We start from the raw sequence: 15,554 nt of genomic DNA, 5'->3' as shown, positions 1-15,554 counted from the left end.
GCGGAAAACACGACGAACGTCGTTGCCAGCCCAATTGAACGAAAGTTCTATGCGACATCTCGGCCCCGGCCACCGGCCGGGTTACGCTGCCGCAATAACGCCCTGCAACCGGTCGCGGATCTGCGTGCCGATGGCCCGATAGATCGCGGCGTGCGGGCCGTCGGGCTCGCTCACGACCACCGGCGTGCCGGCATCCGACATGGCGCGGATGGACATATGCAGCGGCACTTCGCCGAGGAACGGCACCTTGAGCCGCTCGGCCTCATGACGGGCGCCGCCATGGCCGAAAATGTCGGAGCGCGTGCCGCATTCCGGGCACTGGAAATAACTCATATTCTCGATGATGCCGAGCACGGGCACATTGACCTTGGTAAACATCGCAAGGCCGCGCCTCGCATCGATCAGCGCCAGATCCTGCGGCGTCGAGACAATCACAGCGCCCTTCAGGGGCACGTTCTGCGCCAGCGTGAGCTGTGCATCTCCGGTGCCGGGGGGCATGTCGACGATAAGGACGTCGAGCGTACCCCAGGCGACATCGCGCAACATCTGGGTGATCGCCGACATCACCATCGGCCCGCGCCAGATCATCGCGGTCTCTTCCTCGACCAGGAAGCCGATCGACATGATCGACAGGCCAAAGCGCTCGATCGGGATCATCTTCCTGTTGTCGTCGAGAACAGGCTTTTCATTGATGCCGGTCAGCCGCGGCACCGAAGGACCATAGATATCTGCGTCGAGCAGACCGACCTTCAGGCCGAGATCGCGCAGGCCCAGCGCCAGATTGAGCGCCGTCGTGGACTTGCCGACACCGCCCTTCCCCGAGGCCACCGCGATGATCGCGGCAACGCCAGGAATTTCAGCCTGTTTTGACATTGGCGAGTTGGCCGGGTTCGCATGCGGGCGATGCGCCGAGACCGGCTGTACGCCGCCGGACTGCGGACCATGCGAATGCCCACCGGGACCATGGGAATGTCCTGCGTGGTCGTGGCGCTGCGGCGCAGGCGGTGCGCTGCCCGGCTTTCGCTCGGCGGTCAGCGCGACCATTGCACCGGTGACACCAGGGATCGCCCGCACCGCGGCTTCCGCCTGCGCGCGCACGCTTTCCCAGGCCCGCGCTTCAGCGGCGTCCACATTGATCGAAAACAGCACCTTGCCGTCGGTTACGACGATCTCGGACAAAACATCCGCATGGATCAGCGGCACGCCGCGCGGCGATGTCACCTTGGCCAGACCATCCAGAACCTGCTGCTGCGAAACGCTCAATGCGTGTCTCCCGATCGACGGACAAACTAGACCGCACAGATAGAGAACTTCCGCCCTAAGTCCATGCCGTTTCTAGGCTATGTTGAGAATTCCGAGATTGCTCTGGCACAAGACCGGCACCAGATTTTCTTTTGCAGCGCACCATAAGCGGCTGCAGCCATGAGCGGTAACGGGGGCTTTGCCGCGTCCTGTGCAGCGACTATGCTGGCGCTCCTCATCACCAGCGATCTCGCCGCCACCAACCAGGGCGGCGCCTCACTTCCCAACAGTCGACGTTCGGCAGCAAAGCCGACAGCATCCAAAGGGTACGGACATGGCCAAAGTTGCATTTATCGGTCTCGGCGTCATGGGTTTCCCCATGGCCGGTCACCTTGCCACCAAGGGCGGCCACGAGGTCACCGTCTACAACCGCAACGCAGCCAAGGCCAAAGCATGGGTGGAGAAGTTCGGCGGCAAGTCCGCAGCAACCCCGAAAGCGGCTGCCGAAGGCCAGGACTTCGTGATGTGCTGCGTCGGCAATGACGACGACCTGCGCTCGGTCACCATCGGCGCTGACGGCGCATTCAGCGGCATGACCAAGGGCGCGATCTTCGTCGATCACACCACCGCCTCCGCCGAAGTGGCCCGCGAGCTCGATGCGGCTGCGACCAAGGCCGGCTTCCAGTTCATCGACGCGCCAGTGTCGGGCGGCCAAGCTGGCGCAGAGAACGGCGCCCTGACCGTAATGTGCGGCGGCACCCAAGCTGCCTATGCCAAGGTCGAACCGGTGATCACCGCCTACGCCAAGATGCAGAAGCTGCTCGGTCCCGCAGGCTCCGGCCAGCTCACCAAGATGGTCAACCAGATCTGCATCGCCGGCCTCGTCGAGGCACTGTCCGAAGGCATTCACTTCGCCAAGAAGGCCGGTCTCGACGTCAATGCGGTGGTCGAGGTGATCTCCAAGGGCGCCGCGCAGTCGTGGCAGATGGAGAACCGCCACAAGACCATGAATGACGGAAAATTCGACTTCGGCTTCGCCGTCGAATGGATGCGCAAGGACCTCTCGATCTGTCTCGCCGAGGCCCGCCGCAACGGCGCCAGCCTGCCGGTCACGGCCACTGTCGATCAGTTCTACGGCGAGGTCGAAGCACTCGGTGGCAAGCGGTGGGACACTTCAAGCCTCTTGGCAAGATTGCCCCGGTAACCATCTAGGTTTACTGAACAAATCACGGCGGAGCGGCGCCCGACAGGCGCCCTCCGTCGATACCATTTTTATTGAATATTAACCGGATTACTTCGTTCTTTAAGGCACCTCTTAATGATTGTGCGGCACAGATAGGGTCTGTGAAAAACCGCGCGCGTTTGCGTGCAGGATTTGTGTACGAGTGATGAGTGAGCCCGCCGCCAGGCCCGAGGTCGTCCAGCTTCCGGCTGAAACGCCCGTCGCTGTTCCGCCGCGCAATCGCCGGGCGGCACAACAGCGGGTGCGCGAAGCGCGCGACCGGCTGACCTCGACTTCAGGAACACGCCCCGCATTCGATCGCGAACTGCTCCGCCAATACGCCCAGACCCGCCTCTCCGCCTCGCTCGTCATCACGCTGCTGGTGGTCGGCACAGGCATCCTGTTCGGGTTCTGGATGCAGCCGCTGCCGGCCGCCGCATGGTCATGCGGAATGCTGTGCATTCACGCGGTGATCCTGCGCGCCTGCAATCGCTATCTGGCGGAAACACCGACACCCAACAGCACGCATAAATGGCGGCTGCGCTTTATCTTTTTGGACCTGCTCTACGGCCTGTCGTGGACGGTGATCCTGGTGCATCCGACCGGCGTCGACGTCGTCTCCAATTCGCTGATGATGTTCCTGATGCTGCTGGTGGTCGCGGTCTCCAGCATGCTCGCCGCGAGCCTGCCGATTGCCGCCTTTGCCGCCACGGCGCCAGTGACCCTCGGCGTCGCGCTGAGCTTCATCCTGCGCGGCACCTTCGACAACTACGTGCTGGCCGTTCTGGCTGTCGCAGCCGAAGGCTATTTCGCGCTTCTGGCGCAGCGCCTGCACTCGACAACGCTCGCGACACTGGAAGCCCGTGCCGAGAAAGATGCCCTGATCGGCGAGCTCGAACAGGCCAAGGCCATCTCCGACGAAGCGCGCCACCGCGCCGAAGCCGCCAATGTCGCCAAGTCGCGCTTCCTCGCGCAGATGAGCCATGAATTGCGCACGCCGCTGAACGCCATTCTCGGCTTCTCCGAAGTGATGAAGAGCGAGATCTTCGGTGGCCATGCCGTGCCGGTCTACAAGGACTACTCGGCCGACATCCATAATTCCGGCGTGCACCTTCTGAATCTCATCAACGAGATCCTCGACCTGTCGCGCATCGAAGCCGGCCGCTACGAACTCAACGAAGAAGCCGTCTCGCTCGTGCATGTCGTCGCGGACTGCCATCACCTGTTGAAGCTGCGCGCATCGAGCCGCGGCATCACCATCCACGAAGTGTTCGAACACGGCATGCCGCGGGTCTGGGGCGACGAGCGCGCTTGTCGGCAGATCGTGCTGAACCTGCTGTCGAATTCGATCAAGTTCACGCCGCAGGGCGGGGAGATCTGGCTCAAGGTCGGCTGGACCGCCTCCGGCGGTCAGTATCTAAGCTGCAGGGACACCGGTTCGGGCATCGCCGAAGACGAGATCCCGATCGTGCTGGCCTCCTTCGGCCAGGGATCGAACTCGATCAAATCGGCTGAACAGGGTGCCGGTCTCGGTCTCCCGATCGCCAAGAGCCTGATCGACATGCATGGCGGCACCTTCACACTGAAATCGAAACTGCGGATCGGCACCGAGGTGATCATCACTTTCCCGCCGGAGCGTGTGATGTCCGCGCTTGCGCCGATGGCGCCCGATGGGCCACCGCTGCAGCCCGATTACGAGATGAACGTCGCCGACGAAAAACGCCGAGCCCGTAACAAACCCATCATGAATGCAGGAACCGGGCTGTGATTTCGACGCTTGCGCAAGCGAGCGGATCCGCTTCAATATTACTGGATGAGCAAAGAAACGCCGTGCATCGCAGTCTGCTTCATCGACCCCAAGACCAAGCTCTGCCTCGGCTGCGGACGCACGCTGCCGGAGATCGCGCGCTGGGGAAAAATGGACAGCGCGGAGCGTCTGGACACGATGGCGCTGCTGCCGGCCCGCATGGCCGAGGCGGGGCTGGAGCCTTCGTCGACATACGCAGCGAAGAGGACATCCGCGGCCACCTGAGAGGCTCGCCATGAGCCGGGTTTTTCTTCTCGTCATCGTCATTGTCGCGACGGCAGGCGCCGCCCTCGCCTATGGCGATCCCAAGCAGATCTCCAAGGCCGGCAATCTCGTCACAGAAATTTTGCGCAAGCAGAGCCCGCCGCCACTGCGGCTGGTCGACGTCCCGCGCGGCAACACTGGCGAGTTCGGGCTTCAGGCCAAGATCAACGGCGTCCAGACGGCGATGGTGATCGATACCGGCGCAACCTCGGTGGTGCTGACTTATGAAACCGCAAAGGCCGCGGGCCTGCCGCTCGAATTGCTCGACTACAATGTCGACGTCGAGACTGCGGGCGGCCGCACCAAGGCGGCGCGATTGACGCTGGATCGCCTCGCTGTTGGCAAGCTGGTCGAGCGATCCGTCCCGGCACTGGTGGTGCCGCGCGGACAGATGAAGACCAATCTGCTTGGCATGAGCTTTCTCGATCGCCTGGAAAGCTGGGAAGTCCGCGCCGACAGACTGATGCTGCGCGGCTATCCGTAACTAAGCCGCGACCGACTCCGCAGGCTCGTCCTCGACCTGCGCAATGGCTTCTCGGAGCACATTGATGCTCGCACCATGCTTGACGCCATTCTCCGCCAGATAACGCCGGAAGGCGCGTGCGCCGCGCACGCCGTGGAATGCGCCGACAAAATGCCGGGTGATCGAATGCAGCCGCGTGCCCTGCGCGAGTTGATCCTCTATATAGGGCATCATCGCCGCGAAGGCGTCTTTCATCGTCGCATGCGGCGCGGGCTCGCCGAACAATTCGGGATCCACCGACAGCAGCCGCCACGGCTCCTGATAGGCCGCGCGGCCGAGCATCGCGCCATCCACATGCGCGAGATGAGCAGCGGCTTCAGTGATGCCGATGATGCCGCCATTGATGACGATCGGCACGTCGGGCATCGCCGCCTTGAGCCGATAGACGCGGTCGTAGTTCAGCGGCGGAATGTTGCGGTTCTCTTTCGGCGACAGGCCGTTGAGCCACGCCTTGCGCGCATGCACGATCAGGCCGTCGGCGCCGGCGGCGACCACCGCGCGTGCCAGCGTATCGAGTGCGACTTCGGGATCCTGATCATCAATGCCGATGCGGCACTTGACGGTGACCGGCACATCGACAGCCTGCTTCATCGCGGCCACACCGCGCGCTACCAGATCCGGCTCGGCCATCAGGCAAGCACCGAAGCGGCCGTCCTTCACTCGATCCGAGGGGCAGCCGACATTGATGTTGATTTCGTCATAGCCGAAATCCGCGCCGATCTTCGCAGCCTCTGCGAGGTGCGCCGGCTCCGAACCACCAAGCTGCAGCGCCACCGGATGTTCGCTGACGTCAAAGCCAAGCAACCGCGCGCGGTCGCCATGGATCACGGCGCCCGTCGTCAGCATCTCCGTATAGAGCCGCGCCCGTCGCGACAGCAGACGATGGAAGACGCGGCAATGCCGGTCGGTCCAGTCCATCATCGGGGCAATGGAGAAACGGATGTCCTCGTGCTTCAAGCGTCTATTCCATGTCGTTCGTTGAGCAGAACCAGGGCTCAGTCCTTGTATTCATACAACAAGCGGGCGCGGATCGTACCTTCCAGCGCCCGAATATCCGCCAGCACCCGCTCGCTATCCGCCGCCGATGCATCGGCATCGAGAACGACATAGCCGATGTCGTTGTTGGTCTCGTAATATTGCGCGGCAATGTTGACCGCATGGCGCGCCAGCACCTCGTTCAGCCGTCCCAGCATGCCCGGAACGTTGCGCTGGACCTGGATGAACCGGGTACCTGACGGGCGTGCCGGCAGTTGTACCTGCGGGAAGTTCACCGTGCCCATAGTCGACCCGCTGTCGCTGTAGTCGATCAGTTTGCGTGCGACTTCCGCGCCGATGCGCTCCTGAGCCTCCTCGGTGGAGCCGCCGACATGCGGCGTCAGGATGACGTTCTCCAGACCCTGCAGCGGGGTAACGAAACGCTCCTGATTGGAGCTGGGCTCGACGGGGAATACGTCGACGGCCGCACCGCGCAGTTTGCCCTGGCGCAGTGCATCGGCGAGCGCATCGAGATCAACCACCGTGCCGCGGCTGTTGTTGATGAAATAGGCGCCGTCCTTCATGGCGGTGAACTCGTCGCGACCGATCATCCCCTGCGTGGCCGGGGTTTCCGGCACATGCATGCTGACCACATCGCTCTGCGCCAGCAGTTCCTGCAGGCTTCCGACAGGTTCGGTGTTGCCGTGACGCAGTCGATCGGTGTGATCGTAGAAGATCACGCGCATGCCCAGCGCTTCCGCCAGGTTCGAGAGCTGCGAGCCGATGCTGCCGTAGCCGACGATGCCCAGCGTCTTGCCGCGTACCTCATAGCTGTTATTGGCCGATTTCTCCCAACCGCCTTCATGCGCCAGATTGGAGCGCGAGATGATCCGGCGGAACAGCATGACGATCTCGCCGATCACCAGTTCGGCAACCGAGCGCGTATTCGAGAACGGCGCGTTGAACACCGGAATGCCACTACGGCGCGCCGCGTCGATATCCACCTGATTGGTGCCGACGCTGAAGCAACCGATCGCGATCAGCCGGTCCGCGGCATCGAGCACGTCCTGGGTGATCTGCGTGCGCGACCGGATACCGAGAATGTGTACGCCCTTGAGCGCTTCCTTCAGCTCATTGCCACCGAGCGCCTTGGAGAGCCGCGTCACGCTCGAATAGCCCGCCGCCTCGATCAGCTCGACCGCGCTGTCGTTCACGCCTTCGAGCAGAAGGATTTTGATCTTGTCTTTCGGGAGGGAAAGCTGCGGCAAAGGCAGGCTGTTCATGGTCACGGTCGCGGCGTCCTTTGAGCAATGAATGAGATAGAAACCACGCTGGAGCGGTAAAGCCCCGGTTGGTCCGGCTCACATCGTCTGGTTTGGTTTGGCGCCTGTTTAACGTCACCGCGCCGATCTTGCTACGGGTATCTAACCCATTGAAATCACTTATCTCTGATCCAGGGTCATAGAGAAGCCGGCTCGGGACCGCGCTGTGGCCTGCGAGAATCTGGAGCAGCCTGCGCGCCCGCGCGCTCCCCCAGGGAACGGAACAGGACCCGGGAAATTGTCACGTGACTTCGATACGAGGCGCGGACAGCGCCTTGCTTCCCCAGCCTCATGGTGCCCCATTTCCGATCTCGATCCCGATACCACCGAGCATGCTGATTTGCGCGGCGGACATTCGCCGTGGTTTGCCGGCCTGCAGCATGCGCCCCGTCAGCCCCTCACCGAAGACATCACGTGCGATGCCCTGATCGTCGGCGGCGGCATCACCGGCGCCTTGATGGCCGAGCAACTGACGCGGCAGGGACTGGATGTGGTCATCGTCGATCGCGAATTGCCTGGGCGCGGCAGTACAGTAGCGAGCACGTCGATGCTGCTGTGGGAGATCGATCGTTCGCTGCAGGAGCTGACACATCTCTATGGCTATGAGCGCGCCGCGCGTGCCTATCGCGCCAGCTATGACGCCGTCCATGGATTGAAGGCGCTGGTCCGGACGCTCAACCTGCGATGTGACATGCGCGCGAAGAACTCGCTCTATCTTGCCGCAGGCGAGAGTGCTAAAGGGCTGATCGAGGAACACGCGCTTCGCGCGCGCGCCGGCCTGCCCGGCACACTCCTCGATCACAAGACCCTCCTGTCCGAATACGACATTGCCCGGGCGGGTGCCATCATCTCGCCGGACTCGGCAGATTCCGATCCGTTGCAACTGGCACTGGGGCTGATGAATGTCGCCACGGCGCGCGGCGCGCGATTATTCGAGGCGGAGACGACCGCGTTCGACTCCGCAGGCCACGCCGTCGGCGTTCAATTGACTGACGGCCACACCATCGAGGCCCGCCACGTCGTGCTGGCCACCGGCTATGTTATGCCCGATATCGTGCACACAACGGTACAGAAACCCTCTTCAAGCTGGGCGATCGCGACCAAGCCGCAGCCGGACAGACTCTGGCGCGACGGCGTACTGATCTGGGAAGACAGCAAGGATTATCTCTACGCCCGAACCACCGCATCCGGCCGCATCATCATCGGCGGCGAAGACAGCGATGAGATCATCGATCCCGATGCACGCGATGCCCTGATCCCTGCCAAGGCACGTTCGCTGAAGGAGAAGCTCGCAGCGCTCTGGCCACGTGCCGAACTTGCCATCGACTATCGCTGGGCCGGCACTTTCGACACCACGCGCGATGGCCTGCCCCTGATCGGCCCTGTCCCCGGCCATCCGCATCTCTATGCCGCCTATGGTTATGGCGGGAACGGCATCACCTTCAGTTATCTCGCAGCGCAACTGATCGGCGGGATGATCGCGGGCAAACGCTCGCCATTGCTGGATGACTTCGCGCTGCAGCGCGATATCGCCTGAAACTTAGCGCGCTCGACTCGGCGAATTCAGCTATCCCCGTGTGATCAAAACGCAGGCGGCGAACGCCCCGTTTTGCGTCAGCGACACTGATTGACTTCCAAAAGACGATTGTTAGCATACAAGTGAATTTTGGCCCTCCTGCCCGGGGTTTTTCCATATGAAGCCGGCGCCGTTCACGCGACACGTCCCACGCACCGTGGATGAAGTTGTGAGTGCATTGGCCGAGTTTGCGCCGCTCGATGGCCGCATTCTGGCGGGCGGCCAGAGCCTGGTGCCGATCATGGCGTTCCGCATGGCGCGGCCAGCACACTTGATCGATATCAATGAGGTCGAAGGGCTCGACCGCCTCGCTGTCGACGGCGACTATCTCTCGATTGGCGCGCGGGTGCGCCACGGCGCATTCCACAAGCCTGTCATCGACGGTCCGCTTGGTAAGCTCCTCGCTTTCGTGGTCAGCCACATCGCGCATTATCCGATCCGGATGCGCGGCACGTTTTGCGGCAGCCTCGCCCATGCCGACCCTGCATCGGAATGGTGCCTCGTCGCGGCGACGCTGGACGCTAAGCTGGTCGTGAAGAGTGTGCGCGGCGAACGCATCGTGCCGGTCACCGATTTCCTCGAAGGCATCATGTCGACATCGCTGGCCGAGGATGAGTTCCTCGCCGAAGCGCGCTTGCCGCTGCTGCCCGACGATACCAAGTTCGGCTTCTATGAATTCAGCCGCCGTGCGGGCGATTTTGCGATGTCTGCCGCACTCGTTACCTATCGTCTCGTCGATGGCCTGATCGCCGATGCACATGTCGGCATTGGCGGTGCCGAGGATCGTGCGCGACGGATCACTGAGGCCGAAGACGTGTTGAACGGTCAGGTTCCCTCGCCGGACCTGTTCGTCGCCGCCGGTGAAGCCGCAGCGAATGCAATCGAGCCGCTGGAGGATATCCAGACCACTGCGGAATATCGCTGCGATCTGGTCCGCGCCGTGACGCGGCGCGCACTGGAGCGGTCGGCACAATGACGGTCCACACCAAGGGCACCGGCACGACCTGGGTCGGGCGTTCGATCCGCAGGCTCGAGGACCCCGCCCTCGTCACCGGCCGCGGCCGTTTCACGGCGGATATGCCGGCCACACACTGGGTGCGCTTCGTCCGCAGCAGCGTGGCTGCCGGAACGATCGAGAATATTACTGCACCAGAGGGCACAGGCATCGTCACGGCCAAGGACCTCGCAAAGCTGAAGCCGATCCGGCCGATGCTGAGCAAGTTCAACTATGTCGCGGTCGGTCAGCCGATCCTTGCCGATGGAGTCGTGCGGTTCACAGGTGAGTCCATCGCGGCCGTCTACGCGCCAAGCAAGGATCAGGCGGAGGACATCGCCGATCAAGTCGAGGTCGAGATATCCGAAGGCGCACCGCTGATCGATGCGATGGATGCGCTTGCCGAAGATGCTCCGCTGGTTCACGCCGACACCAAGCACAACGTCATCGTCGAAGGTCGCATCGCGACACCCGGCTTCGAGGATATCTGGAAGACCGCACACAAGGTGCTGCACGTTGAAGCGCGCTCGCACCGTCAGAATGCGACGCCTATGGAGGCCCGCGCAGGTCATGCCTCCTATGACGGATCGACCGGTCGCGTGACACTGACCTGCACCACGCAGATGCCGCATCTAACGCGCACGGCGGTGTGCGACATCCTCGGCATTCCGGAATCGGATCTGCGTGTCATCGCGCCTGACGTCGGCGGCGGCTTCGGCCAAAAGATGTCGCTGGCGCCGGAATATGTGCTGCTGGTCTGGCTGGCGCGCAAATTGCGCAGCTCCGTGGCCTGGACCGAGGATCGCCGCGAAAACCTGATTGCGAGCTTTCACAGCCGCGATCAACACGTCCAGCTCGAAGGCGCATTCGACAAGAGCGGAAAGCTGCTCGCTTTGCGCGGCGATATCGTCGCCAATATCGGCGCCTATTCCTGTTTCCCGACGACCTGCGGCGTCGAGCCCTTGATGGCACTGGCCGAACTCCCCGGCCCCTATGACGTCCGCGCCTATGATTGTCGCTCGCGCGGCGTGATGACCAATACCTGTCCGATGGCGCCCTATCGCGGCGTCTCGCGGCCGGTCATCACCTTCGTGCTCGAACGTCTCATGGACAAGGCTGCCGCCGCCTTCGGCATAGAGCCGACCGAACTGCGGCGTCGAAATCTCATCGACAAGTTTCCCTATACGTCGGCGACCGGGCTCGTCTTCGATGACGGTAGCTATAAGGAAACCATGGAGATGGCCATCAAGGCCATCGACCTCGACGCATTCCGCAAGCGCCAGAAAATCGCGCGCGATGCCGGCCGCTATCTCGGGATCGGCTTTGCCACCTTCTCCGAGCGCACCGGCTATGGCAGTCCCGCTTTTGCGGCGCGCGGCATGGAGATCACGCCGGGCTTCGAGACCGTGTATCTCACCATCGATCCCTCGGGCTTCGTCGAAGCACGGATCGGCTCGTCGCCGCATGGCCAGGGACTGCGCACATCACTGGCGCAGATCATCGCCGACGAGATCGGCATCGATCCGGAATTCATCAAGGTGGTTCACGGCGACACAGACCGCTCGCCCTATGGTTGGGGCACATTTGCCAGCCGTTCGTTGGTGCTGTCGGGCGGCGCCAGCCTGCTGGCCGCGCAAAAGATCCGCGCCAAACTGCTGAAGATGGCGAGCCATTTCCTTGAAGCAGCGCCCGAAGACATCGCGCTGCAGTCCGGCTCGGCGCATGTCATCGGCACCGATCGCTCCGTCACCATCGCATCGATGGCGCGTGCGGCCTATCACCAGACCCACATCTTCAAGGGCGAGATCGAACCGGGCCTCACCGAGACCGGCACCTACGATCCGTCGGGCACCTTCTCCAACGCCTGCCATGTCGCGATCGTCGAGGTCGATATCGAGACCGGCCGCGTCGAGATGGAGAAATTTCTGGTCGCGGAGGATGCCGGGCTGATCATCAATCCGATGATCGCCGACGGCCAAGTCCATGGCGGCGTCGCGCAGGGCATCGGCAACGCGCTGCTGGAAGAGATCATCTATGACGAGACCGGAAACATCCTGACCAGCACGCTGGCGGATTTCCTGCCGCCGACGACACACGAAATTCCCGAGATCGAGCTGCATCACGTCGAGACCCTGACCGGCAATTCGATCACCAAAGCCAAGGGCCTCGGCGAAGGCGGCGCCATCGGCGCGCCGGCAGCGGTGATCTCCGCAATCAACGATGCGCTGTCGCCATTCGGAATCTCCATCGACGAAATGCCGGCAACGCCGCAGCGCATTCGTGCGGCCCTGCGCAGCAGCGGAAAATTGCCAAGCAACGGAAAACTTGCATGAGCGACAAGACCGATATCACCCTCATCATCAACGGTCAGTCCCACGCCATTCGCGTGGAGTCGCGCCGGACCCTCGCCGACGCGATCCGCGAGGACTGTGGCCAGACCGGCACGCATATCGGCTGCGAGCACGGCGTGTGCGGCGCCTGCACCGTGCTGGTCAATGGCGAACCAGTGCGCTCATGTCTGATGTTCGCACAGCAGGCGGACGGCAAGCAGATCCGCACCGTCGAAGGCCTCGCCGATGGCGACGAGATGCACCCGATGCAGCGCGCCTTCATGGAGAACCATGGTCTGCAATGCGGCTTCTGCACACCCGGCTTCCTGATGCTCGCCGTCGGCGTGCTGGAGCGTGAACCAGATATTTCCGATCACGATCTGATCGACGTGCTGTCGTCGAACCTGTGTCGCTGCACCGGGTATCAGAACATCATCAAGGCGGTCCGCGCCGCCGCGGTGGAGATGCGCCAGTCGTGACTGCTGCCGCCAAACCGGGACTGGTTGGCCAATCCGTCACTCGCAAGGAAGACGGCCCGCTGCTGCGCGGCCAGGGCAAGTTTGCCGCCGATATCAACTTCCCGAACCAACTCTATATGCGTGTGGTGCGTTCGAACTACGCGCACGGCAATATCGTCTCGGTCGATCTCGCGCCGGCTCTGGCGATTCCGGGCGTGGTCGCCGCCTGGAGCTTTGCCGATGTCTCCGAGATTCCGCCGATTGATTTCCGTCTGACGCGGCTGGAGCAACTCGCCGCCTATCGCCAGACCATTCTGGCCAAGGACAAGGTGCGCTATGTCGGCGATCCCGTCGCCGTCGTGTTCGCCGAAGACCCCTATCTTGCCGAAGACGCCGCCGAGCGTGTCGAGGTCGAGATAGAAGAACTGCCGGTGATCCTGCAGGCCGATGGCGAGATCGGCGAGTTCCGCGACGGACTACCGACCGAGACCGCGCTGATCGAGAAAGGTTATGGCGACGTCGATGGAGCGTTCGCCAAAGCGCATGCCGTAGTCAGCCTTTCGCTCTCCATCGGCCGTCATTCCGGCGTTCCCCTGGAGACGCGCGGGGCCATTGGCCGTTACATCGCCGAGACCGACATGCTGGAAATGTACGGCGCTGCGAAAGTGCCGCACTGGAATCGCGACCAGCTTGCGAAAATGTTTGGCCGCACCGCTGCCAACACCAATCTGTTCGAAGGCCATGTAGGCGGCGGCTTCGGCATTCGCGGCGAGATGTATCCCGAGGACGTACTGGTGTGTCTGGCCGCGCTGCGCCTCGGCCGCCCGGTAAAATGGATCGAGGATCGCCGCGAGCATCTGATCGCGGCCAATCACTCGCGGCAGCAGACCCATCACATCCGCGCGGCGATCGATCGCGACGGCAATATTCTGGCCATCGACAACGAGTTCTTCCACGATCAGGGCGGCTACATGCGCACGCATGCCGCCACCGTGCCCGACCTCGCCGCTGCGATGCTGCCCGGCCCCTATCGCATTCCCGCCTATCGCGTGCTCGGCCATATCCGCCTGACCAACAAGACGCCTGGCGGCACCTATCGCGCGCCCGGCCGCTATGAGAGCACCTTCGTGCGCGAACGCTTGCTGGATGCGGTCGCGGCCAAAGTGGGGATCAGCGGCGTCGAGGTCCGCCGCCGTAACCTCATCGCGACCAGCGAGATGCCGGTCACGCGTGCATTGGAAACGCTCGGCACCGACATCGTGCTGGATTCAGGCGACTATCCGAAGTTGCTGGACAAGGCGCTGAATGGCATCGGCTGGGACCACCTGCAGACGCAGATTACATCGCGTCGCAAGGCGGGCGAACTGGTCGGCTCCGGTGTCGCCATGTTCGTCGAGAAAAGCGGTCTTGGCCCATTCGACGATGTGCGGATCAATGTCGGGACCGACGGGCTCGTGGAAGTCGTCACCGGCGCCGCTTCGGTCGGCCAGGGCGTCGAAACTGTCATCGCTCAGATTTGCGCAGAGAAACTCGGCGCCAGCTATGACAATGTCAGCGTGATCCACGGCCAGACCAACCGTATTGCCAGGGGCCTCGGCGCCTTCGCCTCGCGCGTCTCCGTGATGACAGGCGAAGCGACGCGGCAAGCCGCACTGAAGCTGCGCGACAAGGCTCTCGCGGCCGCAGCTGAATTGATGCAGTTGACGGCCGATCAACTCGATATCGTCGATGGCGAGATTGTCCGCCTTGATGGCAGTACCGGCCCATCGATGACGCTCGGCGAGATCGCAAAGGCGCTCGAACCGGGAGGCAATCTGGTCGGTGATAGCGAACCTGGCCTGTTCGCCGAAGCGTCGTTCGAATCCAAGCATATGACCTACCCATACGGCGTCCATGTCGCCGTGGTCTCGCTGGCGCGCGATACAGGCGGCATCAGCGTCGAGCGGTATCTTGTCGCCTATGACATCGGCAAAGCGATCAACCCGATGCTGGTCGATGGCCAAATCGTTGGCGGCGTGGCCCAAGGCATCGGTGGTGCGCTTTATGAAGAGTTCACCTATGACGACCGCGGCGAACCGCTGGCGGTAACCTTCGCGGACTATTTGATGCCGACGGCCCGCGAAGTACCTGATGTCGAAGTGATCATTTCCGAGGATGCGCCGAGCCCGCTGAACCCGATGGGGCTCAAGGGCGCCGGCGAAGGCGGCACCAATGCCGTCGGCGCGGCGATTGCAGCGGCCATCGACGACGCGCTCGGCCTGCCCGGGGCCATCACGCAGCTGCCGGTCTCGCCGCAGCGCGTGAAGGCGCTGCTCAACGCCAAAGTCTGATCAGGTAATCTTCTTCAGCAACCGCGTCAGCGTGCGCTGCTCTTCGGCCGTCAACGGTCGCAGCGTCTTGGCGCTGACCTCCGCTGCAACGCGGATTGCCGCATCGACCACACGGGCGCCCTTCTCGGTCAGCGACACCGCACGGCGACGGCGATCCGTAGGGTCACTACCGGTGGTGATGAAGCCGCGCAGACCCAGCCGATCCACAACCCCCTTGATGGTCGCGGCATCGAGATAGACCAGCCGCCCCAGATGGTTCTGTGAACTCGGGCCGACCTCATGCAGCTTCGCCAGCACGGCGAATTGCGTCTGGGTCAGATCCTCGATCATGTTGGACATGAAGATGGAGGTGTGGCGCTGCATCGCCACGCGCATCAGGAAGCCGACCTGGGAGTCGAGGACATAGTCCGGCGATGGCTCCGCGGTCGGAAGGGCCTTCAGCTTGGTCGGTTTCTGCGCCATGTCGTCCCCGATGATCTCTTGCTAGTTATGAACGATCTTCGGTTGCCGC

The 15,554-nt window shown here is 62.9% G+C and carries 13 protein-coding genes; 9 read left to right on the top strand and 4 right to left on the bottom strand.

The window, feature by feature from the left end:
• Positions 1-81 precede the first annotated feature (81 nt).
• Positions 82-1,263, bottom strand: coding sequence for an iron-sulfur cluster carrier protein ApbC (gene apbC / locus AB8A50_RS02970; RefSeq protein WP_439076780.1), 1,182 nt, complete (start codon positions 1,261-1,263; stop codon positions 82-84).
• Between the two features lie 313 nt (positions 1,264-1,576).
• Between apbC and AB8A50_RS02965 the strand changes: the two genes are divergently transcribed.
• From AB8A50_RS02965 to AB8A50_RS02950, 4 genes are all read left to right on the top strand, one after another.
• Positions 1,577-2,446 (top strand): NAD(P)-dependent oxidoreductase, encoded by an 870-nt coding sequence (locus AB8A50_RS02965; protein WP_439076778.1) that lies wholly within the window; start codon positions 1,577-1,579, stop codon positions 2,444-2,446.
• 184 nt (positions 2,447-2,630) lie between these two features.
• The gene (locus tag AB8A50_RS02960; RefSeq protein ID WP_439071241.1) at positions 2,631-4,232 is read left to right on the top strand and encodes a sensor histidine kinase; all 1,602 of its coding nucleotides are present in this window, start codon (positions 2,631-2,633) and stop codon (positions 4,230-4,232) included.
• Between the two features lie 45 nt (positions 4,233-4,277).
• The gene (locus tag AB8A50_RS02955) at positions 4,278-4,496 is read left to right on the top strand and encodes a DUF1289 domain-containing protein (RefSeq protein ID WP_068730727.1); all 219 of its coding nucleotides are present in this window, start codon (positions 4,278-4,280) and stop codon (positions 4,494-4,496) included.
• Between the two features lie 10 nt (positions 4,497-4,506).
• The gene (locus AB8A50_RS02950) at positions 4,507-5,019 is read left to right on the top strand and encodes a TIGR02281 family clan AA aspartic protease (protein WP_439076777.1); all 513 of its coding nucleotides are present in this window, start codon (positions 4,507-4,509) and stop codon (positions 5,017-5,019) included.
• Here the strand turns inward: AB8A50_RS02950 and dusA are convergent, their stop codons facing one another.
• Positions 5,020-6,015: a tRNA dihydrouridine(20/20a) synthase DusA gene (gene dusA, locus AB8A50_RS02945; RefSeq protein ID WP_439076776.1), complete on the bottom strand. Its 996-nt coding sequence runs from the start codon at positions 6,013-6,015 to the stop codon at positions 5,020-5,022. It lies immediately after the preceding gene.
• Positions 6,016-6,053: 38 nt separating this feature from the next.
• Positions 6,054-7,316, bottom strand: a complete 1,263-nt coding sequence (serA, locus tag AB8A50_RS02940) for a phosphoglycerate dehydrogenase (RefSeq protein ID WP_439079910.1) — start codon at positions 7,314-7,316, stop codon at positions 6,054-6,056.
• A 379-nt stretch (positions 7,317-7,695) separates the two neighbouring features.
• Here serA and AB8A50_RS02935 point away from each other — a divergent pair, with 379 nt between their 5' ends.
• The 5 genes from AB8A50_RS02935 (at position 7,696) to AB8A50_RS02915 (ending at position 15,043) form a co-directional block, all read left to right on the top strand.
• Positions 7,696-8,892 carry an NAD(P)/FAD-dependent oxidoreductase gene (locus AB8A50_RS02935; protein ID WP_439079909.1) on the top strand — a complete coding sequence of 399 codons (1,197 nt, stop codon included), beginning with the start codon at positions 7,696-7,698 and terminating at the stop codon, positions 8,890-8,892.
• A gap of 157 nt (positions 8,893-9,049) precedes the next feature.
• Positions 9,050-9,907 (top strand): FAD binding domain-containing protein, encoded by an 858-nt coding sequence (locus tag AB8A50_RS02930; RefSeq protein WP_439076775.1) that lies wholly within the window; start codon positions 9,050-9,052, stop codon positions 9,905-9,907.
• Positions 9,904-12,258 carry a xanthine dehydrogenase family protein molybdopterin-binding subunit gene (locus tag AB8A50_RS02925; protein ID WP_439076773.1) on the top strand — a complete coding sequence of 785 codons (2,355 nt, stop codon included), beginning with the start codon at positions 9,904-9,906 and terminating at the stop codon, positions 12,256-12,258. Before AB8A50_RS02930 ends, AB8A50_RS02925 begins: the two co-directional genes overlap by 4 nt.
• Entirely contained in the window at positions 12,255-12,734 is a 480-nt protein-coding gene (locus AB8A50_RS02920; protein ID WP_439076771.1) for a (2Fe-2S)-binding protein, read from the top strand. Before AB8A50_RS02925 ends, AB8A50_RS02920 begins: the two co-directional genes overlap by 4 nt.
• On the top strand, positions 12,731-15,043 hold the full coding sequence (locus AB8A50_RS02915) for a xanthine dehydrogenase family protein molybdopterin-binding subunit (RefSeq protein WP_439076770.1): 2,313 nt from the start codon (positions 12,731-12,733) through the stop codon (positions 15,041-15,043). The genes AB8A50_RS02920 and AB8A50_RS02915 overlap by 4 nt, the downstream gene beginning before the upstream one ends.
• Here the strand turns inward: AB8A50_RS02915 and AB8A50_RS02910 are convergent, their stop codons facing one another.
• Positions 15,044-15,505 (bottom strand): MarR family winged helix-turn-helix transcriptional regulator, encoded by a 462-nt coding sequence (locus AB8A50_RS02910; protein ID WP_120290968.1) that lies wholly within the window; start codon positions 15,503-15,505, stop codon positions 15,044-15,046.
• Positions 15,506-15,554: the final 49 nt, after the last annotated feature.

The sequence above is a fragment of the Tardiphaga sp. 841_E9_N1_2 genome (assembly GCF_051811065.1).
Taxonomy (GTDB): domain Bacteria; phylum Pseudomonadota; class Alphaproteobacteria; order Rhizobiales; family Xanthobacteraceae; genus Tardiphaga; species Tardiphaga robiniae.
This window is presented reverse-complemented; position numbering and strand designations above follow the sequence as displayed.

What these genes read in the sequence shown, in the direction of transcription:
- AB8A50_RS02925 (WP_439076773.1), top strand. Translation starts at nt 9,904, where the DNA reads ATGACGGTCCACACCAAGGGCACCGGCACGACCTGGGTCGGGCGTTCG.
- AB8A50_RS02965 (WP_439076778.1), top strand. Translation starts at nt 1,577, where the DNA reads ATGGCCAAAGTTGCATTTATCGGTCTCGGCGTCATGGGTTTCCCCATG.
- AB8A50_RS02955 (WP_068730727.1), top strand. Translation starts at nt 4,278, where the DNA reads ATGAGCAAAGAAACGCCGTGCATCGCAGTCTGCTTCATCGACCCCAAG.
- AB8A50_RS02960 (WP_439071241.1), top strand. Translation starts at nt 2,631, where the DNA reads ATGAGTGAGCCCGCCGCCAGGCCCGAGGTCGTCCAGCTTCCGGCTGAA.
- AB8A50_RS02920 (WP_439076771.1), top strand. Translation starts at nt 12,255, where the DNA reads ATGAGCGACAAGACCGATATCACCCTCATCATCAACGGTCAGTCCCAC.
- AB8A50_RS02930 (WP_439076775.1), top strand. Translation starts at nt 9,050, where the DNA reads ATGAAGCCGGCGCCGTTCACGCGACACGTCCCACGCACCGTGGATGAA.
- AB8A50_RS02950 (WP_439076777.1), top strand. Translation starts at nt 4,507, where the DNA reads ATGAGCCGGGTTTTTCTTCTCGTCATCGTCATTGTCGCGACGGCAGGC.
- AB8A50_RS02910 (WP_120290968.1), bottom strand. Translation starts at nt 15,505, where the DNA reads ATGGCGCAGAAACCGACCAAGCTGAAGGCCCTTCCGACCGCGGAGCCA.
- serA (WP_439079910.1), bottom strand. Translation starts at nt 7,316, where the DNA reads ATGAACAGCCTGCCTTTGCCGCAGCTTTCCCTCCCGAAAGACAAGATC.